Origin of the sequence: Plantactinospora sp. CA-290183 (genome assembly GCF_050936375.1) — a bacterium.
GTDB lineage: Bacteria > Actinomycetota > Actinomycetes > Mycobacteriales > Micromonosporaceae > Plantactinospora.
In genome coordinates this window covers 45,570-71,758 of record NZ_JBNJMX010000017.1, presented here as the reverse complement: position 1 = coordinate 71,758, position 26,189 = coordinate 45,570, and the positions used below count along the sequence as shown (strand labels likewise).

At 72.6% G+C, this 26,189-nt stretch carries 28 protein-coding genes and 2 pseudogenes; 17 read left to right on the top strand and 13 right to left on the bottom strand.

Annotated features, from left to right (window positions below; genetic code table 11):
- The 4 genes and pseudogenes from ACQEUR_RS20355 to ACQEUR_RS20340 form a co-directional block, all read left to right on the top strand.
- Positions 1–230: pseudogene (locus ACQEUR_RS20355) on the top strand (hypothetical protein); the annotation flags it as partial.
- A gap of 97 nt (positions 231–327) precedes the next feature.
- Positions 328–789 carry a cysteine dioxygenase gene (locus ACQEUR_RS20350; RefSeq protein WP_433033498.1) on the top strand — a complete coding sequence of 154 codons (462 nt, stop codon included), beginning with the start codon at positions 328–330 and terminating at the stop codon, positions 787–789.
- Between the two features lie 79 nt (positions 790–868).
- Positions 869–1,366, top strand: a complete 498-nt coding sequence (locus ACQEUR_RS20345) for a rhodanese-like domain-containing protein (RefSeq protein ID WP_433033495.1) — start codon at positions 869–871, stop codon at positions 1,364–1,366.
- 59 nt (positions 1,367–1,425) lie between these two features.
- Positions 1,426–2,061 (top strand): winged helix-turn-helix domain-containing protein, encoded by a 636-nt coding sequence (locus tag ACQEUR_RS20340; RefSeq protein WP_433033492.1) that lies wholly within the window; start codon positions 1,426–1,428, stop codon positions 2,059–2,061.
- A 15-nt stretch (positions 2,062–2,076) separates the two neighbouring features.
- On the opposite strand, the gene ACQEUR_RS20335 is transcribed toward ACQEUR_RS20340, so the two are convergent.
- A complete protein-coding gene (locus ACQEUR_RS20335) occupies positions 2,077–3,000 on the bottom strand; it encodes an AEC family transporter (protein WP_433033489.1) in 924 nt (307 codons plus the stop codon).
- A gap of 204 nt (positions 3,001–3,204) precedes the next feature.
- On the opposite strand from ACQEUR_RS20335, the gene ACQEUR_RS20330 reads away from it, so the two are divergent.
- Positions 3,205–3,819 (top strand): winged helix-turn-helix domain-containing protein, encoded by a 615-nt coding sequence (locus ACQEUR_RS20330; RefSeq protein WP_433033486.1) that lies wholly within the window; start codon positions 3,205–3,207, stop codon positions 3,817–3,819.
- A gap of 22 nt (positions 3,820–3,841) precedes the next feature.
- Here ACQEUR_RS20330 and ACQEUR_RS20325 read toward each other — a convergent pair whose 3' ends face one another.
- The gene (locus ACQEUR_RS20325; protein ID WP_433033483.1) at positions 3,842–4,246 is read right to left on the bottom strand and encodes a LuxR C-terminal-related transcriptional regulator; all 405 of its coding nucleotides are present in this window, start codon (positions 4,244–4,246) and stop codon (positions 3,842–3,844) included.
- A 3-nt stretch (positions 4,247–4,249) separates the two neighbouring features.
- Here ACQEUR_RS20325 and ACQEUR_RS20320 point away from each other — a divergent pair, with 3 nt between their 5' ends.
- The 5 genes from ACQEUR_RS20320 to ACQEUR_RS20300 all read left to right on the top strand — a co-directional run bounded on the left by ACQEUR_RS20320 (position 4,250) and on the right by ACQEUR_RS20300 (position 7,760).
- Complete coding sequence (locus ACQEUR_RS20320) at positions 4,250–4,645, top strand: hypothetical protein (RefSeq protein ID WP_433033481.1); 396 nt, start codon at positions 4,250–4,252, stop codon at positions 4,643–4,645.
- A gap of 48 nt (positions 4,646–4,693) precedes the next feature.
- A complete protein-coding gene (locus tag ACQEUR_RS20315) occupies positions 4,694–5,332 on the top strand; it encodes a uridine kinase (RefSeq protein ID WP_433033478.1) in 639 nt (212 codons plus the stop codon).
- Positions 5,333–5,732: 400 nt separating this feature from the next.
- Positions 5,733–6,131 (top strand): TraR/DksA family transcriptional regulator, encoded by a 399-nt coding sequence (locus ACQEUR_RS20310; RefSeq protein ID WP_433033475.1) that lies wholly within the window; start codon positions 5,733–5,735, stop codon positions 6,129–6,131.
- 176 nt (positions 6,132–6,307) lie between these two features.
- On the top strand, positions 6,308–7,177 hold the full coding sequence (locus ACQEUR_RS20305) for a DUF72 domain-containing protein (protein ID WP_433033472.1): 870 nt from the start codon (positions 6,308–6,310) through the stop codon (positions 7,175–7,177).
- A 154-nt stretch (positions 7,178–7,331) separates the two neighbouring features.
- Positions 7,332–7,760 (top strand): DUF2267 domain-containing protein, encoded by a 429-nt coding sequence (locus ACQEUR_RS20300; protein WP_433033469.1) that lies wholly within the window; start codon positions 7,332–7,334, stop codon positions 7,758–7,760.
- 19 nt (positions 7,761–7,779) lie between these two features.
- On the opposite strand, the gene ACQEUR_RS20295 is transcribed toward ACQEUR_RS20300, so the two are convergent.
- Positions 7,780–8,574 carry a DUF72 domain-containing protein gene (locus ACQEUR_RS20295; RefSeq protein ID WP_433033466.1) on the bottom strand — a complete coding sequence of 265 codons (795 nt, stop codon included), beginning with the start codon at positions 8,572–8,574 and terminating at the stop codon, positions 7,780–7,782.
- 166 nt (positions 8,575–8,740) lie between these two features.
- Positions 8,741–9,019 (bottom strand): hypothetical protein, encoded by a 279-nt coding sequence (locus ACQEUR_RS20290; RefSeq protein WP_433033464.1) that lies wholly within the window; start codon positions 9,017–9,019, stop codon positions 8,741–8,743.
- 138 nt (positions 9,020–9,157) lie between these two features.
- Between ACQEUR_RS20290 and ACQEUR_RS20285 the strand changes: the two genes are divergently transcribed.
- The 5 genes and pseudogenes from ACQEUR_RS20285 (at position 9,158) to ACQEUR_RS20265 (ending at position 13,972) form a co-directional block, all read left to right on the top strand.
- On the top strand, positions 9,158–10,474 hold the full coding sequence (locus ACQEUR_RS20285; protein ID WP_433033461.1) for an ABC transporter substrate-binding protein: 1,317 nt from the start codon (positions 9,158–9,160) through the stop codon (positions 10,472–10,474).
- Positions 10,471–11,421 carry a carbohydrate ABC transporter permease gene (locus ACQEUR_RS20280; RefSeq protein ID WP_433033458.1) on the top strand — a complete coding sequence of 317 codons (951 nt, stop codon included), beginning with the start codon at positions 10,471–10,473 and terminating at the stop codon, positions 11,419–11,421. Before ACQEUR_RS20285 ends, ACQEUR_RS20280 begins: the two co-directional genes overlap by 4 nt.
- 1 nt (position 11,422) lies before the next feature.
- Complete coding sequence (locus ACQEUR_RS20275) at positions 11,423–12,316, top strand: carbohydrate ABC transporter permease (protein ID WP_433033455.1); 894 nt, start codon at positions 11,423–11,425, stop codon at positions 12,314–12,316.
- 153 nt (positions 12,317–12,469) lie between these two features.
- Positions 12,470–13,543, top strand: a pseudogene (locus ACQEUR_RS20270) (PQQ-dependent sugar dehydrogenase); the annotation flags it as partial.
- Complete coding sequence (locus ACQEUR_RS20265; RefSeq protein ID WP_433033504.1) at positions 13,532–13,972, top strand: cellulose binding domain-containing protein; 441 nt, start codon at positions 13,532–13,534, stop codon at positions 13,970–13,972. The pseudogene ACQEUR_RS20270 and the gene ACQEUR_RS20265, both read left to right, overlap by 12 nt.
- 21 nt (positions 13,973–13,993) lie before the next feature.
- Here the strand turns inward: ACQEUR_RS20265 and ACQEUR_RS20260 are convergent, their stop codons facing one another.
- Together ACQEUR_RS20260 and ACQEUR_RS20255 are read right to left on the bottom strand one after the other, a co-directional pair.
- Entirely contained in the window at positions 13,994–15,256 is a 1,263-nt protein-coding gene (locus tag ACQEUR_RS20260) for an MFS transporter (protein ID WP_433033452.1), read from the bottom strand.
- A complete protein-coding gene (locus ACQEUR_RS20255; RefSeq protein WP_433033449.1) occupies positions 15,253–15,990 on the bottom strand; it encodes a Clp protease N-terminal domain-containing protein in 738 nt (245 codons plus the stop codon). Before ACQEUR_RS20255 ends, ACQEUR_RS20260 begins: the two co-directional genes overlap by 4 nt.
- Before the next feature lie 274 nt (positions 15,991–16,264).
- Here ACQEUR_RS20255 and ACQEUR_RS20250 point away from each other — a divergent pair, with 274 nt between their 5' ends.
- Positions 16,265–17,083 carry a DUF6082 family protein gene (locus ACQEUR_RS20250; RefSeq protein ID WP_433033446.1) on the top strand — a complete coding sequence of 273 codons (819 nt, stop codon included), beginning with the start codon at positions 16,265–16,267 and terminating at the stop codon, positions 17,081–17,083.
- On the opposite strand, the gene ACQEUR_RS20245 is transcribed toward ACQEUR_RS20250, so the two are convergent.
- The gene (locus tag ACQEUR_RS20245) at positions 17,061–17,237 is read right to left on the bottom strand and encodes a DUF397 domain-containing protein (protein ID WP_433033443.1); all 177 of its coding nucleotides are present in this window, start codon (positions 17,235–17,237) and stop codon (positions 17,061–17,063) included. The two genes, ACQEUR_RS20250 and ACQEUR_RS20245, sit on opposite strands and share 23 nt — an antisense overlap.
- Positions 17,238–17,449: 212 nt before the next feature.
- A complete protein-coding gene (rnhA, locus tag ACQEUR_RS20240) occupies positions 17,450–17,962 on the bottom strand; it encodes a ribonuclease HI (protein WP_433033440.1) in 513 nt (170 codons plus the stop codon).
- A 336-nt stretch (positions 17,963–18,298) separates the two neighbouring features.
- Here rnhA and ACQEUR_RS20235 point away from each other — a divergent pair, with 336 nt between their 5' ends.
- Positions 18,299–19,996, top strand: coding sequence for a cholesterol oxidase substrate-binding domain-containing protein (locus ACQEUR_RS20235; protein ID WP_433033437.1), 1,698 nt, complete (start codon positions 18,299–18,301; stop codon positions 19,994–19,996).
- Positions 19,997–20,014: 18 nt separating this feature from the next.
- Here the strand turns inward: ACQEUR_RS20235 and ACQEUR_RS20230 are convergent, their stop codons facing one another.
- The 5 genes from ACQEUR_RS20230 to ACQEUR_RS20210 form a co-directional block, all read right to left on the bottom strand.
- Positions 20,015–20,833: an inositol monophosphatase family protein gene (locus tag ACQEUR_RS20230; RefSeq protein ID WP_433033434.1), complete on the bottom strand. Its 819-nt coding sequence runs from the start codon at positions 20,831–20,833 to the stop codon at positions 20,015–20,017.
- Between the two features lie 131 nt (positions 20,834–20,964).
- A complete protein-coding gene (locus ACQEUR_RS20225; RefSeq protein WP_433033431.1) occupies positions 20,965–22,431 on the bottom strand; it encodes an NADH-ubiquinone oxidoreductase-F iron-sulfur binding region domain-containing protein in 1,467 nt (488 codons plus the stop codon).
- Positions 22,428–24,086, bottom strand: a complete 1,659-nt coding sequence (locus ACQEUR_RS20220; protein WP_433033429.1) for a hypothetical protein — start codon at positions 24,084–24,086, stop codon at positions 22,428–22,430. The genes ACQEUR_RS20225 and ACQEUR_RS20220 overlap by 4 nt, the downstream gene beginning before the upstream one ends.
- A 457-nt stretch (positions 24,087–24,543) precedes the next feature.
- Complete coding sequence (locus tag ACQEUR_RS20215) at positions 24,544–24,666, bottom strand: MFS transporter small subunit (protein ID WP_433033426.1); 123 nt, start codon at positions 24,664–24,666, stop codon at positions 24,544–24,546.
- The gene (locus ACQEUR_RS20210) at positions 24,663–26,102 is read right to left on the bottom strand and encodes an OFA family MFS transporter (RefSeq protein WP_433033501.1); all 1,440 of its coding nucleotides are present in this window, start codon (positions 26,100–26,102) and stop codon (positions 24,663–24,665) included. Before ACQEUR_RS20210 ends, ACQEUR_RS20215 begins: the two co-directional genes overlap by 4 nt.
- Positions 26,103–26,189: the final 87 nt, after the last annotated feature.

Sequence of the window (26,189 nt, the reverse complement as noted above, 5' to 3'; positions counted from 1 at the left end):
GGTTCCTGATGATGGGGCTGTTCCCGCTCGGCGCCCTCCTCGGTGGGGTGCTGGGGGAGTTCGTCGGCCTCCGGCCCACGCTCTGGCTCTCCGGCGTCCTCGTCGTCCTCTCCGCCCTCCCGGTCCACCTGGTCCTGCGGCGCGTCCGTGACGTCGAGGACCTCCCGGGGTGGCGGATCGCACCCCGGGAGACGCCAGCCCGGCACGTCGGCCCGCTGACCACTTCCTGACATCCGTGTCGGGCTCCCCGGCGGCGGGTTGCGGAATACCCTATAAAACAGATAGGTTTTACCGGCTACTGCTGGCGCCCGCCCTGAGGAACGCACGATGATCTCCATTTCTCCGGATCCGCTCACCGTCGCCCGCCGGTACGCCGCGGCCGCGGCCGGCCCCGCGGGCTGGCCCGTGCCGCTGCGCTTCGACCCGACGCAGCGCTGGTACACCCGGCTGGCCAGCACCGCCGACCACGAGGTCTGGCTGCTCAGTTGGCTGCCCGGTCAGCACACCGACCTGCACGACCACGGCGGGTCCGCCGGTGCCTTCCTGGTCGCCTCCGGCGCGCTCACCGAGGAGACCGTGGTCCGCGCCGAGCTGCGGCCCCGGACGCTCGGCACCGGCGTCGGGCGTCGATTCGGTCCGCGGCACGTGCACCGGGTCAGCAACCAGGGGAACGTGCCGGCGGTCAGTGTGCACGTCTACCGTCCGGCGCTGCGCAGCATGACCCGCTACCACTTGGACGGCGGCCGGTTGCGGGTCGCGGAGGTGGCCGAGGCCGGGGTCGCCTGGTGAACCCCGGCCCGCCCGCCGACACCACCGCCACACGCGGCGACCAGGCCCGAGTCGAGGGAAGGACACCATGGTGGAACCGATGACCAACCTCCGGCGGCCGGCGGCCGGATGTCCCGGAGCGCAGGCCCCGGCGGGTTCGAGGAGCATCGAGGAGATCCTCGCCGCCGCCCGGGTGCGGCTGCGCCGCCTGGAGCCGGAGGCCGCGCACCTGGCCGCCCGCGCCGGTGCCGTACTGGTGGACATCCGCCCGGCGGCCCAGCGCGCCGCCACCGGCACCATCCCCGGTGCGCTCGCGGTGGAGCGGAACGTGCTGGAGTGGCGCTTCGATCCGCGCGGCTCCGCCCGGCTGCCCATCGCCGACCGGTACGACCTGCCGGTCGTCGTCTTCTGCCAGGAGGGCTACACCTCCTCCCTGGCCGCTGCCGCGCTGCTGGACCTGGGCCTGCACCGGGCCACCGACATCGTCGGCGGGTTCGTCGCCTGGTATGCGCTCGGACTGCCCGCCTTCGGGCCGACCGACGTCTACGCGCACCTCGACACGGCCCCCCGGGCGACCGCCCGCTGGGCGTACACCTGACCCCGCGCGCCACCGCGTGGCGGGGCGGAGCGGACCACGTGTTCCACGAAGGAGGACCCATGTCGGTCATCGCCATCCATCCCCGTACGCAGCCACCGGTGTCGACCCGCCCGGGATCCGGCCGACGCCGTGGCGGACCGGTCGTCGACGCACCGACGCTGCGGGTCACCTTCGACATCCCGCTCGCCGGTGAACAGCTCACGCCGCAGGCCACCCGGCTGCTGGAGCTGGTCCGGGAGCTGGTCGACCGGGGCGACGGCACGGTGGCGCTGACCGGCGTCGGCAGTCAGCCGGCCGCGTTGCCGGCGACACCGTCCCCGGCGGGCGGGCTGGCGGCGGTCTCCGGTCCGCCGGCGGAGCCGGTCGACGACGGCCGGGCCGGTGACGCCGGGCCGCAACTGCGGGTGCTGACCGGCCCCCGGGTGGTGCTCCGGAACGGCCGGCCGGTGCCGTTCACCCGGCTGGAGTTCGACCTGCTGCACTTCCTGGCCCGCAACCCGCGCCGCGTCTTCACCCGCCTCCAGTTGCTGGGCAGCGTCTGGGGGTACGAGCACGCCGTGGCACGCACCGTCGACGTGCACGTACGCCGGCTGCGGGCGAAGGTCGGCGACGCGGTGCCGCTGGTCACCACGGTCTACGGGGTGGGCTACCGGCTGGCCGACGACGCCCCGGTGCGGGTGGTCGCCGAGGAGTGAGCGGAGCCGCGCGGCTCAGCCCAGCCAGGCGGTGACCACCGCCAGTGTGACGGCGGCGGCGACGGTGGAGAGCACGACGGCGTCCCGGGCCAGTGCCTGGGCCCGCTGGTAGTGGGTGGCGAAGACGAAGACGTTCTGCGCGGTCGGCAGGGCCGAGGTGGCCACCGCGGCCAGCAGGGCGGGGCCGGTCAGACCGAGGCCGAAGCGCGCGATCAGGTAGGCCAGGGTCGGCTGGACCAGCACCTTCAGGCCGACGGCGACGTAGCGCTGCCCGGCCTCGGGGCCGCCGGCCAGCGGTCGGCTGCCGCGCAGCGACATGCCCAGGGCGAGCAGGGCCAGCGGGACCGCGGCCGACCCGACCAGGTCGAAGGGCCGGAGGACCTCGGCCGGCGGCTGCCAGCCCGAGACCGAGACGGCGAGCCCGCCGACACAGCCCAGCATGATGGGGTTCCGGGTGGGCAGCAGCGCCAGCCGCCGGATCGAGGGGCGCCGCCCCGCCGCGGTGGCGTCCAGCACGGCGAGCGCCACGGGCGCGGCGATCAGCACCTGGAAGATGAGGACCGGCGCGACCACCGAGGCGTCACCCAGCACGTACGCCGCGACCGGCAGGCCCAGGTTGGCCGCGTTGACGTACGAGGCACAGAGTGCGCCGACGGTCGCCTCGCCGGTCGGCCGGTGCCAGCCGAGGCGGGCGACGGCCAGGTAGGCCCCGGCCACCAGCACGGTGCTGAGCACGAACGGGGCCAGGGCCGGGGTGAGCACATCGGCCACTGTGGAGCGTGCCAGGGTGCTGAACAGCAGCGCGGGGGTGGCGATCAGGAAGGTGAGCCGGGCGAGCACCACGGTGCCGTGCGGGCCGAGCAGCCCGTACCGGCCGACGAGGTAGCCGACGAGGGTGACCGACCAGATCACCAGGAATCCCGTCAGTACACCCCGCATGGCGACCATCCTGCCGGGCCCCCCGGGACTGCCAATATCTGGTACGAAGAGCGAGCAAGCGATTCCGGTGTGTTTGTCGATTGTCACATTCACGCAACGTCGTGGCCCCTTGACCCTCGCCCCGAGGGCCGGAAGCATCGAGGCATCGGCGTTTCGGGTCGCGGGGGGAAGCACCCGGACCAGCCGGATCAGCCAAGGAGAACCATGTCGGTCAGCCCTGCCTCGTCGCGTGCCGGGTGGCACACCGCCCAGCCCGCCGGACCTGGCCGGCCCCCCGCCGCGTCACGGCGCCCGGCCAACGCGGGCACGCCCGCGTTGACGGTGACGCTCTCCATTCCGCTCGTCGGGGCCGAGGAGGCGCTGCCCGCTCCGGCCCGCCGCCTGCTGGAGGCGGCCCGCGAGCTGGTGGAGCGGGGCGAGGCGACGATCAGCGGCGGCACGCTGGGCACGGTCGAACGACGGGAGAGTCCTGCGGCGGCGCGTACGACGGCCTGGCGGCCCGCCGAGGGTGTCGGGACCGGGCTGCACATCCTCGCCGCCTCCCGGTCGGTGCTGCTCGCCGGGGATCCGCTGCCGTTGACCCGCCTGGAGTTCGACCTGCTGATGCACCTGGCGGCCCATCCGCGCCGGGTCTTCACCCGACTCCAGCTCCTGGCCGCCGTCTGGGGCTACGAGCACGCCGGGGTGCGCACCGTGGACGTCCACGTCCGTCGGCTGCGCGGCAAGGTCGGGGCCGACGTCCCGCTGGTCACCACCGTCTACGGGGTCGGCTACCGGCTCGCCGACGACGCCCTGGTGACGGTGGACCGCACGGGCTGACGGTCCGGGCGGGACGGGCCCGTCAACCGGCGGTGCCGGCCGGCCCGGTCCGCTCGCCCGGGTCGGGTCCGCCCGCCGGAGCGGCGTCGCGGGTGAGCAGCGCCGCCTGAACCCGGTTGGCGCAGTCGAGCTTGGTCAGGATCCGACTGACGTACGTCTTGACGCTCGCCTCGGTCATCCGCAGCCGCCGGCCGATCTCCGCATTGGACAGTCCCTGCGCCACCAGGCCCAGGACGTCGGATTCCCGGGTGTTGAGCGCGGCGAGCCGCTGCGCCGCGACCCGGCGCCGTTGCGCCGCGACCGGCGTGACCATGCCGAGCAGCAGCCGGGTCACCGCCGGAGACAGGTAGGCGTCGCCGTCGTACGCCGCCCGGACCGCCCGGATCAGCTCGTCCGGGGTGCAGTTCATGAGGACGAATCCCGCCACCCGGTGCTGCACCGCCCGCAGGACGTTCGGTTCCGTACCTCGCTCGGGGCGCCGGGGGCGCTGGCCGCCGCCGTCGGGGCCTGCCTGCACCCGACGCTGCTCTGCCTCTTCGCGGTCGGCGTGACCGCGATGCTGCGCAGTACGGTGCGGGCGCTGGCGCTCCTGCTTCCGGTGTTCTTCCTCGGCTCGCAGGGGCTCGGCAACATCCCGAGGGTGCGGACCGTCACGCAGTACCTGCCGGACCAGGTGGGTTGGGTGATCATGCACCTCGCCGGGGACCAGGGCGATCCCGGGTGGGCCCGGGACTACGGTGCCTGGACCGGCATCGGCATCCTCCTGCTCTGGACCCTCGCCGCGCTGCTCGGCGGCTACCTGGTGCTGCGCCGACGGGACGCCTGACGCCCCCGGCCGGCCCGGCGTCGCGGCGGCCGGGGCACGATGGTCGCCATGAGGGTCCGACCGATCACCCCGGAGCTGCTGGTCGAGGAGCTGGCCGACCGGCTGGCCGGCGAGCGGGTCGGCGGGTGGCTGCGGGTGGCGGTGGATGGGCCGCCGGCCGCCGAACCCGACCGGCTCGCCGAGGCGCTGGTTGATCCGCTGCGGGTCCGTGGGCGCCCGGCGGTACGCGTCGACACCGCTGGCTTCCTGCGGCCCGCCTCGCTGCGGTACGAGTACGGCCGGACCAACCCGGACGCCTACTACGCCGGCTGGCTGGACGAGCCGGGGCTGCGCCGGGAGGTGCTCGATCCCGCCGGCCCGGGCGGCTCGGGGCGGGTCCTGCCGTCGCTGTGGGACGCGGAGACCGACCGGGCCACCCGGGCCGGCTACCTGACCCTGCCGCCGGGCGGGGTGCTGCTGGTCAGCGGTGCGCTGCTGCTCGGCAGCGGCCTCCCCTTCGACCTGACCGTCCACCTTGTCCTCTCGGCCGGCGCGCTCGCCCGGCGCACACCGGCGGCGCTGGCCTGGACCCTGCCCGCCTTCGGCCGGTACGCCGAGGAGGTCGCGCCGTCGACGTTCGCCGACGTGGTGGTCCGGGTGGACGACCCGCGCCATCCCGCGGTGGTGGAGCCGGCGGGCCCGGGGTGACCGGCCGAGTGAGCGGCGGGTGGTCGGCCGCCGGGCGCCGGCGGATGGGGGCCGGGGCCGAGCGGCGGTTGGTGGACTGACGCCGTAGAGCTGCCCCGCCCATGCGCCCACGCTGCCCACGCTCGCGTGCCATGCGGTACACCGTGCCATGCGGTGCACCGTGGTGTCGGGGCCCGGGGGTTCCGCGCGGTTGGGCCTTCGCGCGGTTCCGCCGAGCCGCGCCCCAGCCCGGCGCCCGCCGGTCGGCGAGTCGGGCTGGGTGGTTGCCGCCCGATCACCGGAAAATCACCGGGTTTGCCGGCGCTGAGGGCTGGGTAATCGCGCGGCTCATGGCGGACCGCACCGGACAATCCGGTTCGGGAGGGCGGATTCGCCGCGACGGCGGAAAGGCAGGCAGCGCATGCTCGTCAACGAGGCAGTCGACACAGGCCGCTCTCAGGCTGACATCGACCAGATCCGCCGCTCCCTGCGAGCCCGTTACGACGAGCTCACCGTCGAGTACGACCGGGCGATGACGCAGAGCCAGGTGCTGCGGCTGGTGGAGGTCGGCGACACCGCCGGCGACGACCAGGCGGACAGCGGTACCAAGACCGCGGAGCGGGACACCGCGCAGTCGCTGCTCCGGACGATCCTCGACCGCCGGGCGCAGTTCGAACACGCGCTGAGCCGGCTGGACGGCGGGACGTACGGCTGGTGCGAGGGCTGCGGGTCGGCGATCCCGGTGGAGCGGCTGGAGATCTTCCCATCGGCCACCACCTGCGTGACCTGCAAGCAGTCGCGCGAACGCCGGGCCGCCTGACCGGCGGCTCACCAGGGGAAGTCGGGGCAGCGGGTCGACCGTCGGGCGGCCCGCTCAGCCGGTGCCGGCGACGCCGGGTGCCGGCAACACCCGGTGCCGGCGACACCGAGCCGGTGGCGTGCGCGCCGTGGGCCCCGGGTCGCCCGACGGTGGTGTGCGGCGGGTGGACTGGAGTCATGGGCGAGATCAAGGTCGGCACGGCCTCCTGGACCGACCGGACGCTGCTGGAGTCGGGTTGGTATCCGCGTTCCGCGGACACCCCGGAGAAGCGGCTCGGCCACTATGCCCGGCACTTTCCGCTGGTCGAGGTCGACGCCACCTACTACTCGCCGCCCGCCGAGCGCACCGCCGAGCTGTGGGTCGACCGTACGCCGCCGCACTTCACGTTCAACATCAAGGCGTTCAGCCTGCTCACCGGGCACCCGACCAAGGTCTCCGCGCTCTACAAGGACCTGCGGCCGGAGACGGAGAAGCGCAACATCTACCCCGGTGACCTGGCGCCGCAGGCGTACGAGGACGTGTGGAGCCGCTTCCTGTCGGCGTTGGAGCCGTTGGCGGCGGCCGGCAAGCTCGGCGCGGTGCTGTTCCAGTTCCCGCCCTGGTTCACCATCCGGCGGGACAACAAGCAGTACCTGCTGGAGGTGCGGGACCGGTGCCGTCCGATCCGGGCGGTCTTCGAGTTCCGGCACGCCTCCTGGTTCGACGGGGACAACCGCGAGGAGACGCTCGGATTCCTGCGCCAGCACCGGCTGCCGTACGTCTGCGTGGACATGCCCCAGGGGCACCGTTCGTCCGTCCCGCCGGTGCTCGCCGCGACCGCCGACCTGGCGGTGGTCCGCTTCCACGGGCACAGCGCGAAGTGGACCAGCCGGGACATCCACGAGAAGTTCGGCTACCGGTACTCCGAGCGGGAGCTGGCGGACTGGGCGCCGAAGCTGCGCACCCTGGCCGGCGAGGCCGAGGAGACCCACCTGCTGCTCAACAACTGCTACCGCGACTACGCGCAGACGAACGCCCAGCAGCTGACCGAGCTGCTGCGGGACTGAGCGGGGGCCGGACGGCGAATCATCCCCCTCGGGTGAGCGCCCCTCACCCGCAACCGGCGGACGATGACGAGGGTGAGGAGCAGCAGCGGGCCCGTGACGGCGGTCCGCTGCTCCGCACCGACGTGGATCACCGGATGGGGACGGGGGAGCAGTCGTGCCGAACAACACCTACTCGGCGTTCGAGTCGTCGATAGAGAAGACGAACATCATCCTCAAGGACATCGAACAGGCGTACGGCTGGCCGAAGGAACGCCGGAACCAGTCGTACGCGGCGCTGCGTACCGTACTGCACCTGCTGCGGGACCGGCTGCCGGTGCAGGAGAGCGTGCACTTCGCCGCCCAGTTGCCGGTGCTGGTCCGGGGCATCTACTTCGACGGCTGGGATCCGAGCATCGTACCGATCAAGCTCAATCGCGAGGACTTCCTGTACGAGGTGCGGGCCGGCTTTCCGTTCGACGTGCGGGGCGGCGCGGCGACCGTGGTGGACACGGTGCTGAACGCGTTGCAGCGGCACGTGACCGCGGGGGAGTGGGACGACGTGCGCTCCAGCATGCCCAAGGACCTGGCCCGGATGATGCCCTGACCCGCGCAGCGGGCCGGGCTCAGCCGCCGGTCGGTGCCGGCGGGGCGGCGTCGGTTGCCCCGGGCTCCGGCGCCCGGCTCACCTCGACGCCCCGTCGCCGGGCGGCGGCGGCCAGCGCGGCGGCGTCGACGATCGCGGCCCCGCCCGGGTCGTTGTTGAAGAAGACGTAGCTGGTCCGGTCGGCGCCGAACTCCGTCGCGATCCGGTCCAGCCAGGAGCGGAGCGCGGCCCGACCGTACCGGGGCCGGGGTTCGGCCCGCCCCTCGTGCAGGCGGAGGTACCCGAAGTCGGCGGTACGCCACAGCGGGGTGACCGGCCGGCCCTGGCGGTCGGCCCAGCAGAGCGCCGCACCGTGGTCCGTCAGCACGCGCCGGGTCCCCTCGGTCCACCACGAGGGGTGTCGGGGCTCGACGGCCACCCGGATCCCGGGCGGGAACAGTGCCAGCGTCTCCGCCAGCGCCCCGAGGTCGATCCGGAGGTTCGGGGGGAGTTGCAGCAGCACCGGCCCGAGCCGGTCGCCCAGTGCGGTCGCCCGGCCGAGGAACCGGGCGACCGGTTCGGCCGGCTCGCGGAGCCGTTTGATGTGGGTCAGGTAGCGGCTCAGCTTGACGGCCACGCAGAAGTCGTCCGGGGTACGGGCCCGCCACTGCGCGAAGGTCTCCCGTTCCGGCAGCCGGTAGAAGGCGTTGTTGACCTCGACCGTGGCGAAGCGGGCCGCGTAGTGCTCCAGCCAGAGCCGCTGCGGCAGGCCGGCCGGGTAGAACCGGCCACGCCAGTCGCGGTACTGCCACCCGGAGGTTCCGATCAGGATCATCCTGGTCAGTATCCCGCCAAACGCTCCGGGTGGCAGCTGGTACGGCTTCGGCGCGGCGGTTACCGGTCGGCTCCGGACCGGGCCGCCGGCACCGGTTTCCGGGGTGCCCCGGCGCGGTCGGTCCGGGCGGGAGCCGGCGCGGCCGGACCGCTCCCGTCCCCGGTCCTCAGTGGAGAACCGGCTCGGCGGTGAGCCGGCGGTCGTGGCCGACGGTTGGCGCGACGATCTCCGCCTGCGTCCGGGCGAGTGCCCGGGCGCCGAGGGTGGGTTCGACGGGCGCGGTGCCGAACGGCCGGGTGAGCTGCCCGAGTCCGCTGCCGATCAGCGCCTGCCACTCCGGTGCCTCGGCGACCATTCCGGAAAGTCCGGCGCCGTCGAGACGGTAATCCGACTCAAAATAGCCCACCTGGTCCCGGGCGGATACGGGGGTTGACCGTTTGTTCATGGGGTCGTAGCGTGCGCCACATCACCACGAATTATCGGGCCGGCACCGAAAGTTTGCGGGATCCGGCTCCGTCCAGGCTCATTTGATAATCGGCCCCGGCGTGTCTGCCGAGGGGGCTCATCGAAGGGACGGCGGCTTATGACGGCATCCATAAATCTCTCCCGGAGATCCGTGCTGGGGCTCGCGGGCGCGGGCGCGATGCTTCTCGGTACCTCGGCCTGCGGCAGCGACGAGGACGGCTCCGGCGGCGTCGACGCCCCGGGCGAAATCGACGTCTGGGTCCTGCAGGACGAGCCGCAGAACCAGGTCCAGACCGCCGCGGTCGGGCGGTTCAACGGTAGGCACAAGGCGCAGGCCAAGATCACCCCGTTCGCGAGCGACGCCTACCGGGACCGGCTGCGGGTCGCGATGGGCAGCCGCACCCAGCCGGACATCTTCTTCAACTGGGGCAGTGGCAGCATCCGGGAGTACGTCGACGCCGACCTGCTGGTCGACCTGACGCCCGCGCTGAACGAGGACACCGCGTTCAAGGCCAGGTGGATCCCGTCGGTGCTGGAGTCCGGCAAGATCGGCGACAAGTTCTACGGCATCCCCAACCGGGGCATGCAGCCGGTCCTCCTCTACTACAACCGCGACGTGCTCAAGCGGGTGAACGTGGAGCAGCCGCCGGCCACCTGGTCGGAGATGCTCGGCCTGGTCGACGAGCTGAGGGGCGCCGGCATCACGCCGTTCGCGGTGGCCGGCTCGCAGAGCTGGACGCTGCTGATGTGGCTGGAGTACTTCCTCGACCGCATCGGCGGGCCGGAGGTCTTCAAGCGGATCGCGGACGGGGACAGCGAGGGCTGGAAGGATCCCGCCGTGGCGGCGTCGATCGACCGGATCCGCGAACTGGTCGACCGGGGCGGATTCGCCAGCAACTTCGCCTCCGTCGGCTACGAGACCGGCGGCGCCGGCACCCTCTTCGCGCAGGGCCGTGCCGCCATGCACCTGATGGGCTCCTGGGAATACACCAACCAGGTACGCGAGCAGCCGCAGTTCGCCAAGAACGGGCTCGGCTTCATGAACTTCCCGGCGGTGGACGGCGGTAGGGGCAACCCCAGGGCCGTCGTGGGCAACCCCACCAACTACTTCTCGGTCACCGAGAGCTCGGACAACGTCGAAGCCTCCATCGCGTTTCTCAAGGAGATGGCGACCGACGCGTACGTGGACCAGTACATCGCCCGCGGTGACGTACCGGCGGTGGCCGACATCGAGAGCCGCTTCGACAAGTCGCCGAGCCCGGAGTTCGCGCGGTTCGTGTACGGCATGGTGACCCAGGCGTCCAGCTTCCAGCTCTCCTGGGACCAGGCGATCGCGAACAACATCGCCCAGCCGATGCTGACGAACCTACAGAAGGTCTTCCTCAGGCAGCTCGACGCGACCGGATTCGTCAACGCCATGGTGAAGATCAGGTGACCTCGACGATCACCCCGCCGCCGTCGGTCCGGAAGGACCGGCGGCGGTCTCCGCACAGCCTCGGCACCGACCGGGCGCCGCGGCCCAGCGCCCTCTACGTCCTACCGGCCGTGCTCTTCTTCGCCGCGTTCGCGGCGCTGCCGGTGATCGGCGTCGCGGTGCTCTCCTTCACCTCCTGGAACGGGCTGGGCGAGCCGAAGCCGATCGGCTTCGAGAACTGGCAGCGGCTGCTCACCGACGACACGGTGCTCTCCGCCACCTGGACGACGGTGCTGCTGACGGTGCTCTGCTGGGCGACGCAGACCCCGCTGGCCCTCGCCCTGGGTGTCTGGGCGGCCGGCCCGCAACGCAACCGGGCGGTGCTGTCCTCCATCTTCTTCCTGCCGCTGCTGCTCTCCAGCGCGGCCATCGCGCTGCTGTGGAAGTCGATCCTGGACCCCAACTTCGGGCTGGCCTCCACGCTCGGCAGGTACGTCGGCTTCCCGGACGGCAACATCATCGGCCACCCGCAGGGCGCGCTGCTCGCCATCGTGCTCACCGCGTCCTGGCAGTTCGTGCCGTTCCACGCGCTGCTCTACCAGGCCGGTGCCCGCAACATCCCGCGGGTGCTCTACGACGCCGCGGTGATCGACGGGGTGACCCGGTGGAAGGCGATCCGGCACATCACGCTGCCGCAGCTGCGCAACACGATCATCACCTCCTCCACCCTGATGATCGTCGGATCGCTCACCTACTTCGAGACGATCCTGCTGCTGACCAACGGTGGGCCGGGCGACGCCACGTACGTGTTGCCGTTCCTGATGTACATGGAGGGCTTCCGCCAGTACGAGATGGGCTTCGCCGCCACCATCGCGACCGTGCTGGTCGTGCTCGGCACCGTGCTCTCGCTGCTGATCGTGCGCTTCTCCGGTTTCGGCAGGATGCGCTCCACGCTGGAAGGACTGTGACGTGGCCGTGCTGACGTCGCGCCCCGGCGCCCCGCCGACCGCTCGACGGCCGGTGGTCGGCGACGCCGGCCCGGGTGGCGCCGCCCGGCGACCCAACTACCTGGCCGGGGTGCTCACCGCCCTGTGGCTGGTGCTGGTCGCCGGCCCGATCATCCTGATGATCTTCTGGGGGCTGGAGAGCCGGTCGGACTACCAGAAGGGCCCGCTCTCCCTGCCCAGCAGCTTCACCGTCGAGAACATCCGTGAGGTCTGGCGGGTCGGCTTCGGCACGTACATGGTCAACACGGCGATCGTGACCCTCGGCAGCATCGCGTTGATGCTCGTCCTGGCGTTGCCCGCGGCGTACGCGATCGTCCGGTCGAACAGTTGGCTGGCCAGCGTCTCGTTCCGGGGGTTCCTGCTCGGCCTGGCCATTCCGGCCCAGGCGACCATCATCCCGGTCTACTGGATGATGGACCAGCTCGGGCTCTTCGAGTCGCTCACCGCCATCATCCTGCCGACGGTGGCGTTCCAGCTCCCGCTGGTGGTGCTGGTCCTCTCCGGGGCGTTGCGGGATGTGCCCAAGGAACTCTACGAGGCGATGACGGTGGACGGGTCCGGCCCGTTCCGGATCTTCTGGCAGCTGGTCCTCCCGCTCTCCCGGGGCAGCATCAGCGCGGTCAGCATCTTCACCGGCATCGGCGCGTGGAACGGCTTCCTCTTCCCGCTGATCCTGACCTCGGAGCAGAGCAACCGGGTGGTCACCCTCGGCCTGTGGAGCTTCCAGGGGCAGCACGCGATCAACATTCCCGGCCTGATGATGGCCGTGATCATCTCCACCCTGCCGATCTTCTTCCTCTACCTCTTCGCCCGTCGCTGGCTGGTGGCCGGCCTGGCCGGCGTCGGCGGTAGGTAGCGGCGGGGGCCGGAGCAGTACGCCGCCGGGCGGTGGACGCGGGCGGGTCGGCCGGGCGGGGACCGGCCCGCCCGCCGCGGGGGACGGGTGGATCTCGAACCGGTGATCCGTGATATATTGACATCTATCTCTGTCCTGACTCGGAGGTGTGGCATGAGGAGCCGGATTCTGGTCGCCGGTACCGCCCTGCTGGTGATGCTCGGTGGCGCGGGGTGGGCCGCCGCGGCGACCACGGCCGGGCCCGGTGACACCGCCGTGCTGGCCGCCGGCGAGTTCGACTTCACTCGGCCGGAGACCGTCGCGAGCAACCTGGAGACACCCTGGGGGCTCGCCTTCCTGCCGGACGGCAGTGCGCTGGCCGCGGAACGCAACACCGCCCGGGTGCTCCAACTGCGCCGCGGGCAGACCCCGCAGCAGGTCGCCACCATCTCCGGTGTCTCGGCCGGCGGCGAGGCCGGACTGCTCGGCCTGGCCGTCTCGCCCGGCTACGCGCAGGATGGCTACGTCTACGCGTACTTCACCTCCGCCAGCGACAACCGGATCGTGCGGTTCCGCCTCAGCGCGCCGCAGACGCAGGAGCCGATCCTCACCGGACTGGCGCGGGCCAACTTCCACGACGGCGGACGGATCGCCTTCGGGCCGGACGGGATGCTCTACGCCGGCGTCGGCGACGCCGGACAGACCGCCACCGCGCAGGACCCGCAGAGCCGCAACGGGAAGATCCTGCGGCTGCGGCCGGACGGCGGCGTTCCGGCCGACAACCCCACGGCCGGCTCGCTGGTCTACAGCCTCGGCCACCGCAACGTGCAGGGGCTCGCCTGGGACGCCCAGGGTCGCCTCTACGCCAGTGAGTTCGGGCAGAACACCTGGGACGAGGTCAACTACATCGTGCCGGGCGGCAACTACGGGTGGCCGACCGTGGAGGGGCGGGGCAACGACCCGCGCTTCCGGGACCCCATCGTCACCTGGAGCACCGCCGAGGCCTCGCCGAGCGGCGCCACGATCGACGGGGACGTGCTGTTCGTGGCGGCCCTGCGCGGCGCCCGGCTCTGGACCGTGCCGCTGACCGGCAACGGCTCCGCCGGCACCCCGACCGCCCAGCTGGTCGGCAGCTACGGCCGGCTGCGTACCGTCGAGCGGGCGCCGGACGGCTCGCTCTGGGTGACCACCAGCAATCGGGACGGCCGGGGCACCCCGGCGGCCACCGACGACCGGGTGCTGCGGTTCGCGCCGCTCGGCGCGACGCCGAACCCGAGCTCGACCCCCCGGCCGCCGACGACGCCTCCGGCGACCACACCGCCCGTGACCACGCCTCCCGTGACCACGCCGCCGAGCAACCCGCCGGGCGCGGGCGCCTGCACCGCCGTGTACCGCGTGGTCGACGAGTGGCAGGGCGGCTTCCAGGCCGAGGTGACGGTGCGGAACAACGGTACGAGCACGCTCAACGGCTGGAGCGTGCGGTGGAGCCTCGGCAGCGGCCAGACGGTCGGCCAGGTGTGGAACGGCACGTTGACCAGCAGCGGGTCGGCGATCACGGTCCGGAACGTGAGCTGGAACGGGTCGATCGCGGCCAACGGGTCGGCGGCGTTCGGCTTCAACGGCACCTGGACCGGCGCCAACAGCGCCCCGAGCGGCCTCACCTGCACGAGTCCCTGACCGGCGAGCCGCCCGGCCGGGTCAGCCGGTCGGCACCGGCACCGCCTCGGGGCGGGACTGCCGGATCGGGGTACGGATGGCGACGCCGGCGAGGCCGAGGCAGGCCGCGCCGGCCGCCAGACAGACCGCGGTGGTGCCGTACCGGGCCACCGCGGCGGTGAGCACGGCCGCGCCGAGCGGCCCGAGCGCCGAGTGCAGGGTCCAGAACGCCGACGTGACGCGGCCGAGGAGCGGCGCCGGGGTGATCTCCTGACGCAGCGACATCGAGCAGATCCCGGCCGTGGCCGTGCAGAAGGCGTACCCGCTCACCAGCAGCGCCACGGCCGGGACGTGCCGGCTGAGCCCCACCCCGGCGATGGCCGCGCCGCCGAGGGCGTAGGCGCCGATCCAGCAGGCGCCGAAGCCCAGCCGCCGGCGGATCGGCGCGACGAGCAGGGCGGCCACGACGGTGCCGCCGGCGGCGGCGGCCAGGACCTGGCCCACCGCGGCGTCCGACCGGCCGAGGTCGTGCTTCAGGTGGTAGATGACGATGTCGGTCAGCCCGATGGTCAGGAAGGTCAGCACGCAGAGCAGCACGGTCAGCGCCCGCAGCACCGGATGCCGCCAGAGGAACCGGACCCCGACCAGCAGCTCCGCCCCGCCGCGCCGGAGCGCGCCGGCGGCACCGTCGGAGACGGTGACGGCGGCCGGCGCGGCCGGCCGGCGGAACCGGACCAGGCAGAGGCCGAGGGCGGAGAGGACGAAGGTCGCCGCGTCGACCCCGATCGCGGCGGCAGGCCCCAGCAGCGCCGAGAGGGTCCCGGCCAGCAGCGGCCCGGCCACGCCGGCGGCGGCGTAGCTCGCGTACAACTGGCCGTTCGCCCTGGTGAGTCGGGCCGGGTCGACCAGGCCCGGCACGACCGCGACGTGCCCGACCTGGAAGAGCATTCCGGCGGCGGCGCCGACCGGGGCGACCAGGTAGAGCAGCCAGAGCTGCGGGGAGACCAGCCAGACCAGCGGTACGAGCGCGTAGCCGGCCGCCCGGACCAGGTCACAGCCGATCAGCAGCCGGCGCCGGTCCACCCGGTCGACCACGATCCCGGCGAAGACGCCGGCGACGATCGCCGCCGCGCCGGCCATCAGCAACCCCATCCGGGCCACCGAGCCGGTGGCGTGCAACACCAGCAGCGGTGCGGCGATGAGCGAGAACGAGTCGCCGAGCGCGGAGAGCGTCTGGGCCGACCAGAACAGCGGGAAGTCCCGGGTACGCCAGAGCGGGCCGCCGGTCGGCGCCGGGCCGCTCACCGTCCCGAGGTGGCCGAGCGGGGCAGGCCCCGCAGCGCCTCGACGACCCATTCCTCGACCCGGTTCCGCTCGATGCGCAGGTCGAGCAGGACCCGGGCGCCCGGTTCGGTGTCGGCGCCGAGCAGGCCGAGCAGGATGTGCTCGGTGCCGACGTAGTTGTGCCCGAGCCGCAGCGCCTCCTGGAGGGTCAGGTCCCGGACCCGCTTCGCGCCGGGGGAGAAGGGCGGGTGCTCGGGGAGCGCCTCCTCGGGCGGCGGGAGGATCGCGACCGTGCGGGCCCGTACGGTGTCGGCGGAGACGCCCAGCCCCTCGATCGCCCGGCTGGCCAGGCCGGCCGGCTCGTGCAGGATGCCCAGGAGCAGGTGCGCGGTGCCGACCTCGGTGGCGCCGGTGCGCAGCGCCTCCTCCCGCGCCTTCGTCACCACGTTGCGGGCCCGGTCGGTGAACCGGGCGAAGACGCCGGCCGGGACGTCCTCGTCCTGGTCGGACCGTCGGGCCACGAACCGCTTCTGGGCCGCCTGCTTGGTCACCCCCAGGGCCTGGCCGGTGTCGGTCCAGGAGGCACCGGAGCGGCGGGCCTGGTCGACGAAGTGCCCGATCAGGTGGTCAGCCAGCTCGGTGAGGTAGCCGGCCACCAGCACCGCGTCGGAGAGCCGGTGCAGGGCGTCGGCGTCGGGCCGCTGGCGGTGCACGTAGCTGACGAGGTCGTCGAGGCGTACCGGCAGATTCTCCATGCGTCAACCGTAGGTTGACGATGGCCGAGGGTCAACCCACGGTTGACGGCCGCCTACTCGCGCCCAGGCGATTAATGTTCATGGGGAAATATCGTACGAAACTAACCCCGCAAATTGTCATCTGCAAATGCGCTGTCAGTGTCGCCCGACAGAATGTATGCCGCGAACTTGATATCGAGTGGCTCTTCGCGGAGGTGTCGATCTCGGGCTCCGGTCTGGTCTGCTGGTGGTAGCCCTGTATCGTCGAGATAGTTGGTTGAGGATCGGAGGCTCGGTGACTGCTGATCCTTTTTCAAGACCAGTGGATCGCGGTACTCGCAATGCCGGGTTGCGGCTGGCGCAGAAGATCGGTATGAGTGCCGCAGTCGTCACCACCACCGTGATCGGGATGGCTCTTCTGCTGGGCTCTCCGGTGGTGCTGCTGAGCCTCTATGCAGACTTGTCTGACGCCCGGCTGGGTCGCATGAGTGACCTCGGTCAAGCCTACGGTGCATTGTCGGCTCTGCTCTCCGGGGCGGCGACCATCGGTATAGCTGCTGCTCTGCTGCTTCAGGTGCGCCAAGTCAAGATCAGCCAGGCGCAGGGCATGCGGACGATGCAGATCGAGCTGATGCGGATGCTGATTGAGCGTCCAGAGCTTCGACCCGTCTCGCCGAGCGGCCAGTACAAATCAATGGACCAGCGCCGACGCGACATCTTCTCCAATTTGATCTTAAAGTATCTGGAGCTCGGCTACGAGATAGGCTACTTCCCTGCGGACTCGCTGCGCGGAGAGCTTCGGGACCAGATGAAGGTCCGGGACATCAGAGAGCACTGGCAACGAATTCGCATTGCCTATGAGGGCGGGCTGCAAAACAGATCACAGCGGCGCTTCATACGGCTCGTGGATGAAGCGTGTCGACGGGCGTCGGAAGAGGCTCGGTATGACTCTTCTGCTGACAGGGTGATCAAACCCGAGATGGGTTCTTGCGGCTTTCGCAAGCGAAGGTTGCCTGCGACGTCATTGGGTGTGCTGGTGGGCGTGGCGCTTGTGGCGGGAGCTGCTGTGCGTTGGCGAAGAGCGCGGAGGGTCAGGCCAGACGGCCCGCCTTGACGGAGGTGACGAAGTCGTTCCAGTTCTTGCCACCAAAGGTCAGGTTGACCTCCGGTCGCTCGCTGTCCCGCACCCGCACTCCATCCAGGTGACGAGCAGCTACTTCGACACAATTGGACTGCTCGCACCGGCTGGATCGACGCCAAGTCGTCATGCGGCCTCTGCCAAGGTCAGCGGATCGGTCCAGGTACATTCAAGCTCCCAGCGCTAGTCATGATTGGCACCCTCAGGGGAACAGGGGTGCGGCGGCGAGTGGTGCGTTCTGCCAGGTGATCAACCGTCTCGTACCCGGCCGCCGATGCGCGCGTAGTCTAGTCACCGCGGGAGTGGTGCGCTTGCCCACGCCGGGCACCGAGCCCTTGCAGACTATTCGGCAGCGGTACAAATGATCGCGCTGGCGTTCGCCGGTTGACCATCGTGGCCGCCGGTAGCCTCGCGCAGGCCCAGGGCCGCGAGCCGGTCCGCCCGCTCGTTCTCCGGATGCCCGGCGTGGCCCTTGACCCAGTGCCACCGCACCTGGTGGCGGGCGGCCGCGGCCTCCAGCCGCTGCCAGAGGTCCGCGTTCTTCACCGGTTGCTTCGCGGCGGTGCGCCAGCCGTTGCGCTTCCACGCCGGCAGCCACTTGGTGATGCCGTCGCGCACATACGTGCTGTCGGTGTGCACCCGCACCTCCACCGGCCGGGTCAGGCTCTCCAGGGCCCGGATCGCCGCCATCAGCTCCATCCGGTTGTTGGTGGTCTCGGCCGCCTCGCCGCCGCAGATCTCCTTCTCCCGGGTGCCGTACCGCAGCACCGCGCCCCAGCCGCCCGGACCGGGGTTGCCACTGCACGCGCCGTCGGTGTAGATGTCGACGACCGACGCGGACTCCTGCTCTGTCACCCGGGCAACATACCGGCCACCGGCCACCCGGCCCGGTCCGGCACCCGGATGTGAACCAGCGCGCCGCGCCCCGCCCGGACCCGGGATCGGCGGGCTGCTCCCGGTGCCGGCGGGTTGGCTCGGATGCCGGGGGGTTGGCCCGGGTGTGCCGGCGTTGTCGGAATGATCAGCCACATCCACAGCCGACCCGCCCGCGTTCCCCGGCCCGCCCCACGGGTAAGGCCCCGGCCACGTCCGCCCGCCCGACGTGCGCCGAGGAGCCCTGCCCACCGGAACACGACGAGGGGCCTCCCGGACACCCGTCGGCGCGGTTCTCCGTACGAGGAAAGGATCGCGATGGCTCTCACCCGGCGTGGTTTCCTGGAGGCGTCCGCCGTTACGGCGTTCGGTACACTGTGGACTCCGGCGGGGCGCTCGGCGCCGCCGGACTTTCCGGCCGACATCCCGGTGCACCGCGAGGTCTACCGCAACTGGGCCGGTGAGATCGTCGTCGACGGCGTGTGGGTCTGCGCGCCCCGTACGCCGGCCGAGGTGCTGACCGTGGCCAACTGGGCGCACACGCAGGGGTTCTCGGTGCGTCCGCGCGGTTACCGGCACACCTGGTCGCCGCTCACCGTACCGGCCGGCGGTGCCGGCGCGGACCGGGTCATCCTGGTCGACACCACCCGGCACCTGACCTCGATGGCGGTCGTGGCGACCGCACCGGCCGCGGTACGGGTGCAGACCGGCGCGTCGATGGAGGACCTGCTCGGCTTCCTGGAGGGGCACGGGCTCGGCGTCACCAACACCCCGGCCCCGGGCGAGCTGAGCGTCGGCGGGGTGCTGGCGATCAACGGACACGGCACCTCGGTGCCCGCGGACGGCGAGACCCGACCGGCCGGGCACACCTACGGCTCGCTGAGCAACCTGATCCTCTCCGTCACCGCCGTGGTCTGGGACCCGGCCACCGCCCGGTACGTGCTGCGCACGTTCGACCGGACCGATCCGGACTGCGCGGCGCTGCTCACCCACGTCGGCCGCGCCTTCCTCACCGAGGTCACGCTGCGGGTCGGCGCCAACCAGAACCTGCGCTGCGTGAGCCGGGTGGACATACCCGCCGCGGAACTCTTCGCGGCACCGGGCAGCGGCGCCGGGCGTACCCTCGCCAGCTTCGTCGCCGCCGCCGGACGGGTCGAGGCGATCTGGTTCGCCTTCACCGACAATCCCTGGCTCAAGGTGTGGAGCGTCAGCCCGCAGCGGCCGCTGACGTCCCGCCCGGTCGTCGCCCCCTACAACTACGTCTTCTCCGACAACGTGCCCGAGCCGGTCTCCGACCTCGCCGAACGGCTGCTCAACGGCGAGTGGGCGCTGACCCCGACGTTCGGGCAGGTGCAGTACACCGCCGCCGCCACCGGGCTCACCGCCACCGCCGCCACCGACCTGTGGGGGCCGTCGAAGAACCTGCTGCTCTACGTCAGGCCGACCACCCTGCGGGAGCACGCGAACGGGTACGCGGTGCACACCAGCCGCGCCTCGATCCAGCGGGTGGTCAACGAGTTCGCCCGGTTCTACGAGCGGCAGCTCGCCGCGTACCGGGCCCGGGGCGAGTACCCGGTCACCGGCCAGGTCGAGATCCGGGTCGCCGGGGTGGACCGGGCCGGCGACGTCGGCGTACCCGGGGCGGAGCCGCCGGCGCTCTCCGCGGCCCGGCCCCGCACCGACCACCCGGAGTGGGACGTGGTGGTCTGGTTCGACGTGCTCACCTTCCCGAGCGCACCCCGGGCGCACGCGTTCTACCGGGAGATGGAGACCTTCTTCGTCACCAACTACACCGGTTCGTACGCCGGTTGCCGGGTCGAGTGGTCGAAGGGCTGGGGCTACACCGACACCGCCGCCTGGGCCGAGCCGAACATGCTCGGTGCGGTGGTGCCCGACTCCTACCGGCAGGGCTCCGACCCGACCTGGGATCGGGCCGTCGCGACGCTGAACGCGTACGACCCGCACCGGCTGTTCAGCAATCCGTTCCTGGACGTGCTGCTGCCCGCCGGCTCCTGACCGGGCCGGGCGCGCCGGTCAGGAACCGGCCCGCCCGGCGCCGGCCCGCAGGAGCGGCAGCGCGGCGGCGTGCAGCGCGTCGCCGCGGCTGAAGAGCGCCGGCCCGGGAGCGGGCCGGCGCTCGCCGTCCAGCCCGCTGTGCCGGCCACCGGCCTCCTCGACGATCAGCGAGGTGGCGGCGAAGTCCCACAGCTGTCCCCGGGTCTGCACGGCCAGATCGAGTTCACCGGCGGCGACGAGGAGCGCGGCGTGCGTACGCCAGGGCACCCTGGGCACCACCGCGCAGAGTGGGGCGATCAGCTCGTGGTCGGCGGGGAGGAGCGCGTCGCCGGTGGGTACCACGCCGAGGCGGCTTCCGGACAGCACCTCCGGCCGGTCGCGGTCGACCCCGATCCGGCGTACCGCGCCGACATCCGCGCCGGCGACGTCGGCGACGAACGCCCCACCGCCGCGCCGGGCCCACCAGATCTTCCCCTGGGCGGGCACCGCGGCCACCCCGACGACGATCTCGCCGGCCTCTTCGAGGGCGACCAGGACCAGCCACCGGTCGTCGCCGGCGACGAAGGACGCCGTACCGTCGATCGGGTCCACGATCCAGCGCCGGCTGCCGCCGCCCTGCTGGCCGGCCTCCTCGCCGAGAACGGCATCACCCGGCCGGGCCCCGGTCAGGACCTCCCGGATGACCGCCTCGACCGCCCGGTCGGCCTCGGTCACCACGCTGCCGTCCGACTTGCGTTCCCGCGGCAGTTCGGCGAGGGCGGCGAAGTAGCGCAGGCCCAGCGCCGCGCCGGCCAGGGCGGCCCGGCGGGCGAGCATGAGGTCGCTCTCGGTCTCCATGGGCTCCACCTCGCCCCAGAGGCTCGCACCGATCAAGCCGCCACGCCGTGCATTATTAGCATCACCCCGGCTGCCCGGCTGCCTGCCGGTGGTCGGGTGGTCGGGACGCCGGGCCGGTCGGACCGGCCGGCTCAGTCCACCGGGCTGAGCCGCAGCGCCAACGCCGGACACATCCGCACCGCCTTGCGGGCGCCGGACTCCAACCAGCTCGGCACCGGCGTGGCGGGGAACGACGGGAATCCGTTCGCGTCCAGCCGGATGAACTCGGGCACCACGTGCGCGCAGAGGCCGTGCCCGTCGCAGCGGGACCAGTCCACCGCCAGCTTCGCCGTCGGCGCGTCCGGGGCGGAGGGCAGGCCCAGCACCCCCTTGACCCGGCGCCCGCAGCCGCCCCGGGTGGCGTGCGCCTCCAGGTCCTCGGTGAAGACCTCCAGGGCGGAGGTGGCGAACCGGGCCGTACCGTCCGGGTGGCTGCACGCCCCGCGCCCACGTACCGCGCCGGCCGCCGCCCGGACCACCTCGGCGGAGGCGCTGCCGCCGACGATCAGGTCCAGCGACCGGGCCAGGTCCGGCAGGCCGAGCCGGCACGGTCCACACTGGCCGGCCGATTCGCCGGCGAGGTACTGCACCACCTGCGCCGCCTCGCCGAGCGGGCAGACGTCGGCGGAGAGCGGCATGATGATGCCGGCGCCGAGGGTGCCACCGGCCTTGGTGAAGCCGGCCCGGGAGACCTCGGCGGCAACCGCCGCCTCGGCCGTGATCCACTTTCCGTGATAGCCGCCGACCAGCACTCCCGGGCCGGTCGGCGTCTCGCAGAGCTCCAGCACGTCCTGCAGCGGAATCCCGGTCGGGCACTCGACGACGGCGGGCCGGCCGGCCGCCCCGGTCACGGTCAACAGGACGGTGCCCGGCTCGTCGGGGGTACCGACCGTGCCGTACTCGTACGGGCCGAGTCGGGCGGCCACCGCGAGCTGGGCGTACGTCTCGGCGTTGGAGAGCAGCGTGGGCAGCCCGCCGACCCCGGCGTCACTGGCGCGTTGCTTGCGCCCCGGTGGGATGTGCGCCTCGCCGTTGATCCCGCGCACCAGCGCGCCGCCCTCGCCGGAGATGAACCGGTGCGGAACGGTGACGATGCCGGTCCGTACCGGCATCCGGCGCTCGGCCAGGGCGGCGGTGAGGGAGGCCTCGCCGATCCCGTCGTCGGCCACGCCGATCACGATCTCCTCGGCGTCCAGCGCGTACGCGGCGATCGCGGCGCCGTCGAGGATCAGGTGCGGGGCCCGGGTGAGCAGCGCCTTGTCCTTCCAACTGCCCGGCTCGCCCTCGGTGGCGTTGACCACCACGACCGTCGGCAGGTCCTGCCGGTCCGCGGAGTCCAGCACCGCGCGGATCTTGCGGCCGAACGGGAATCCCGCGCCGCCCTTGCCCTTGAGCTCGATCCCCTCCACCAGTCTGAGCAGGCCCTTGGGGGAGAGCGGGTTGACGGCACCGTGCACGGTCTCGTGCGCCGCCAGGTCGAGCCGGCCGAACTCGTCGAACCCGGCGGTGAGCCGAGGTTCGCCGAAGCAGGCGACCGGGGGTACCGCGTTCAGGCTCACTGCGCCTCGCCCTTCAGCTTCGTCCAGTACGCACCCTCCTCGGCCGCCTCGTCGGCCTGCCGCCGACGGGAGGAGCGGCCCGACCCGGGGGCGCGGCGGGCGCGCCGGGAGGCCAGGTCGACCAGGGTCGGGGTGTCGTCGTCCTCGTCGTCGGTGGTGGTGGCGGCCGAGAGCTGGGGATCGTAGCGGGCGGCGCGGCCCCAGCCACCGGTGCTCTCCGCCTCGTCGTCGTCCTTGCCGTGCCGGCTCGGCCTCTCGGCCGGCCGGTCCGGGCCCGTCTCCGCGGCGCGCCGCCGGGCCCGGGTGGGCTCGACCGGCGGCTCGTCCTCGTCGACGTCCCGTCGGCGCCGCCCCGCCGCGCGCCCGCCCTCGGCGAACGCGTCGTCGTCGGCCGGCTCCGGCCGCCGGTACGGGGCGTCGTCGTCCTCCCTGCCGCGAAGGCCGTCCCACTGCTCGTCCGGTGCCCCGCCCGCCCAGCGGCGGGGGCTGTCCCACGGCAGTTCCCAGTCCGTGACCTGCTCCCGACGATCCGGTCCGGCACCCCCGGCCGCCGGAGTCGGCACCTCCGGTACGGCGAACCGCTCCGAGCGGCGGCGGGAGAACTCCCCGGTCTCGTCCTCGCCGGCCCGGGCCCAGGAGTCGATGATGGCGCCCGAGGCGTCGCCGCGCAGGTCGTCCAGGCTCTCCCGGCGCCCCCGGCCGGCCCGCAGGTCGCGGTCGGCGCCGTCCAGAGCGTCCCGCCGGGGGACGCCGGCGGCACGCCGACCGGTGCGCGGAGCGTCCTCGGTCTCGCCGCGACCCGCCCGGATCTCCTCGGCGGTCCGCCGGCCGGCCCGGATCTCGTCCGCGGTCCGCCGGCCGGCCCGGATCTCGTCGGCGGTACGGCGCCGGCCGGCGCCCGCCGGGGCGCCGCGACCGGCCGCGCCCGCACGACCGGGCCGGCCGACCGGGGCCATCGACCCGGTGGTCTGCCCCTGCTCCTCGCGCCGCCGGCCGAGACTGACCGAGAGCCGGACCAGCAGGGCGGCGATCACCAGGGCCACACAGAGCAGGTAGCTGACCGTCACCCAGGCGGCCGCCGGACGTCCGGCGTTCAGGCCGTGCACCAGGGCGACGGGCCAGGCGAGGTATGCGGTGCTGTGCAGGGCCCGCCACATCCACGGCCGGCCGACGCCGACGAAGCGGGCCCGGACGAGCCCCGTCCAGAGCACGCTCACCATGAGGAACGCGGCGATCGTGCCCAGCCCGACGTAGACGTCGTTGCCGCTGATGAAGGGCAGGAACGCGGTGCTCGGCCGGACGTAGCCGGCAGTGATCTTGGTCATGACGTGCAGCACGAGGCCGAAGACGGCGATGATGCCGAGCGACCGGTGCGCCGACTGCAGGAGCACCCGGTGACGGATCAACAGCACGATCCGGTCGGTGGCCACCAGGCCGGCCATCACGGTCAGGCTGAGCGAGACCAGGGTGACCGGGCCGGCGTAGAAGGTGGTGAAGACGAACATGTAGGCGTGCAGGAGATTGCCGAACGGGCTGAGCATCGCCGCCGCCCAGACGGCGGTCAGCCCGGAGACGACGAGCAGCGCGACCGCGGACCTCGGCCGGGGCGCGCTGCCTCGGCTGGTGAAGCTCCTGGGGATGCTGGGTCGCTGCATCTGCCTCGTTCGGGCCATACGCTCCTCGATCTTCCGCCTCGGTACCACCGAGGCGCGCCTCGGGTGGCCGCTCGCGCCTCCGGCGAACGTACTCGCTCGCTCCACCCTGCCCTCGGTGGCCTGCCACGTCGACAGGGGCGTGCCGCGGGCGTGGTACGCCCGCGGTCGGCCCCACACCAGGTACGGATCAACGGGCCGGGCGGATGAGTTTCGTGCCGATTATGTTTCACGATGGGCGGAGCCGGGAGCCCTCCGGGGTGGGCAATCCGGAGTCCCCTCGGGAAAGCCGGCAATCCGCCGATCCATCGCAGATCGGGAATGTCCCGAGTCTGCTGGGCGGGCCGGCGGTCGCCGGCGGCCCCGAGCCTCGCAGTGCCGGCGGTCGCCGGTGGCCCCCGGGGCCGGCCGTGGTCGCCGGTGGGTGTCGGGCCCGCCGGGAGTCCCCGGCGGTCAGCCCTCAGCTGGTGAAGAGCCGGGCGGCGGTGATGACGGTCTGGACGACGCCGTAACCCAGGAGTACGGCGACCAGCAGCCAGGAGATCCAGAGTCGGCCGGACTGTCCGTGCTGGTGCTCGCTCATCGTGCCGTGCTCCTCTCGGCGTCCGTCGGGCCGGCGGCCGGCTCGGCGGTGGGGCCGCCGGCGCGTCCGCCGGTACCGGCCGGTTCGTGCAGGTGTTCCGGGACGGGGCGGATCAGCAGGTTCGCGACGAAGCCGATGGCCAGCACGCCGACCATGGTGAACAGCGCCGGCCGGTAGGCGGACGCGGTGAGGGTGCCCGGCTTTCCCTGTGCGTCGAGGAAGCCGTTGATGATCAGTGGCCCGGCGATGCCGGCGGCGGACCAGGCGGTCAGCAGCCGGCCGTGGATGGCGCCGACCTGGTACGTGCCGAACAGGTCGCGCAGGTAGGCCGGCACGGTCGCGAACCCTCCGCCGTAGAAGGAGAGGATGACGCAGGCGAGCAGCACGAACAGGGCGGTCGCGGTGGAGCCGAACAGCGCCAGCAGGGCGTAGAGCACCATGCCGACGCCGAGGTAGACCAGGTAGATGGGTTTCCGCCCGATGACGTCGGAGGTGGACGACCAGACGAACCGGCCGGCCATGTTGAACAGGGACAGCAACCCGACGAACCCGCCGGCCGCGGCGATGGTGACCGTCGAGGTGCCGTCGGCCCGGAAGAAGTCCTGGATCATCGGACTCGCCTGTTCGAGGATCCCGATGCCGGCGGTGACGTTGCAGAACAGCACGATCCAGAGCAGCCAGAACGCGCGGGTCCGGATCGCGTTCGCCGCCGAGACGTTGGCGGTGGTGACCAGCGGCTTGGCCGCCACCTGGCCGGGGTCGAAACCGGCCGGCCGCCAACCGGGGGCCGGCACCCGCACGTTCACCACACCGAACATCATGATGGCGAAGTATCCGAGACCCAGCGTAACGAAGAGCCCGACCAGGGCGCCGCCGGAGGCGACCGAGGAGGCGTCGGCGGAGTTGTAGCCGGGGTCGTAGAGCGACAGCAGTTGCCGGGACAGCGGGCTGGCCAGCATCGCGCCGCCGCCGAAGCCCATGATGGCCAGGCCGGTGGCGAGGCCGGGCCGGTCCGGGAACCACTTGATCAGCGTGGAGACCGGTGAGATGTAGCCGATGCCGAGCCCGATGCCGCCCAGGAAGCCGTAGCCGAGATAGACCAGCCAGAGCTGCTGGGTCGCGATGCCGAGCGCGCCGACGAGGAACCCGGTGGCCCAGAAGCAGGCGGAGACGAACATCGCCTTGCGGGGTCCGTTCGCCTCCACCCAGGTCCCACCGATCGCGGCGGAGAGCCCCAGCATCACGATGGCGATGCTGAAGATGACGCCGATCGCCGTCTGGCTGGTGTCGAAGTGGGCGATCAGCGAGTTCTTGTAGACGCTGGTCGCGTACGCCTGGCCGATGCACAGGTGCACCGCGAGGGCGGCCGGGGGGATCAGCCAGCGGCTGTACCCCGCCGGGGCGACCGTGTGCTGGTGGTCGAGCGCGGAGAGCAGCGGCACGGGACGCACCTCGCTTCGACTCGGGCGGTGAGCTACGCCTACCGCGTCGGCTACGTCTACCGCCCGGAACCTAGCCGCCGT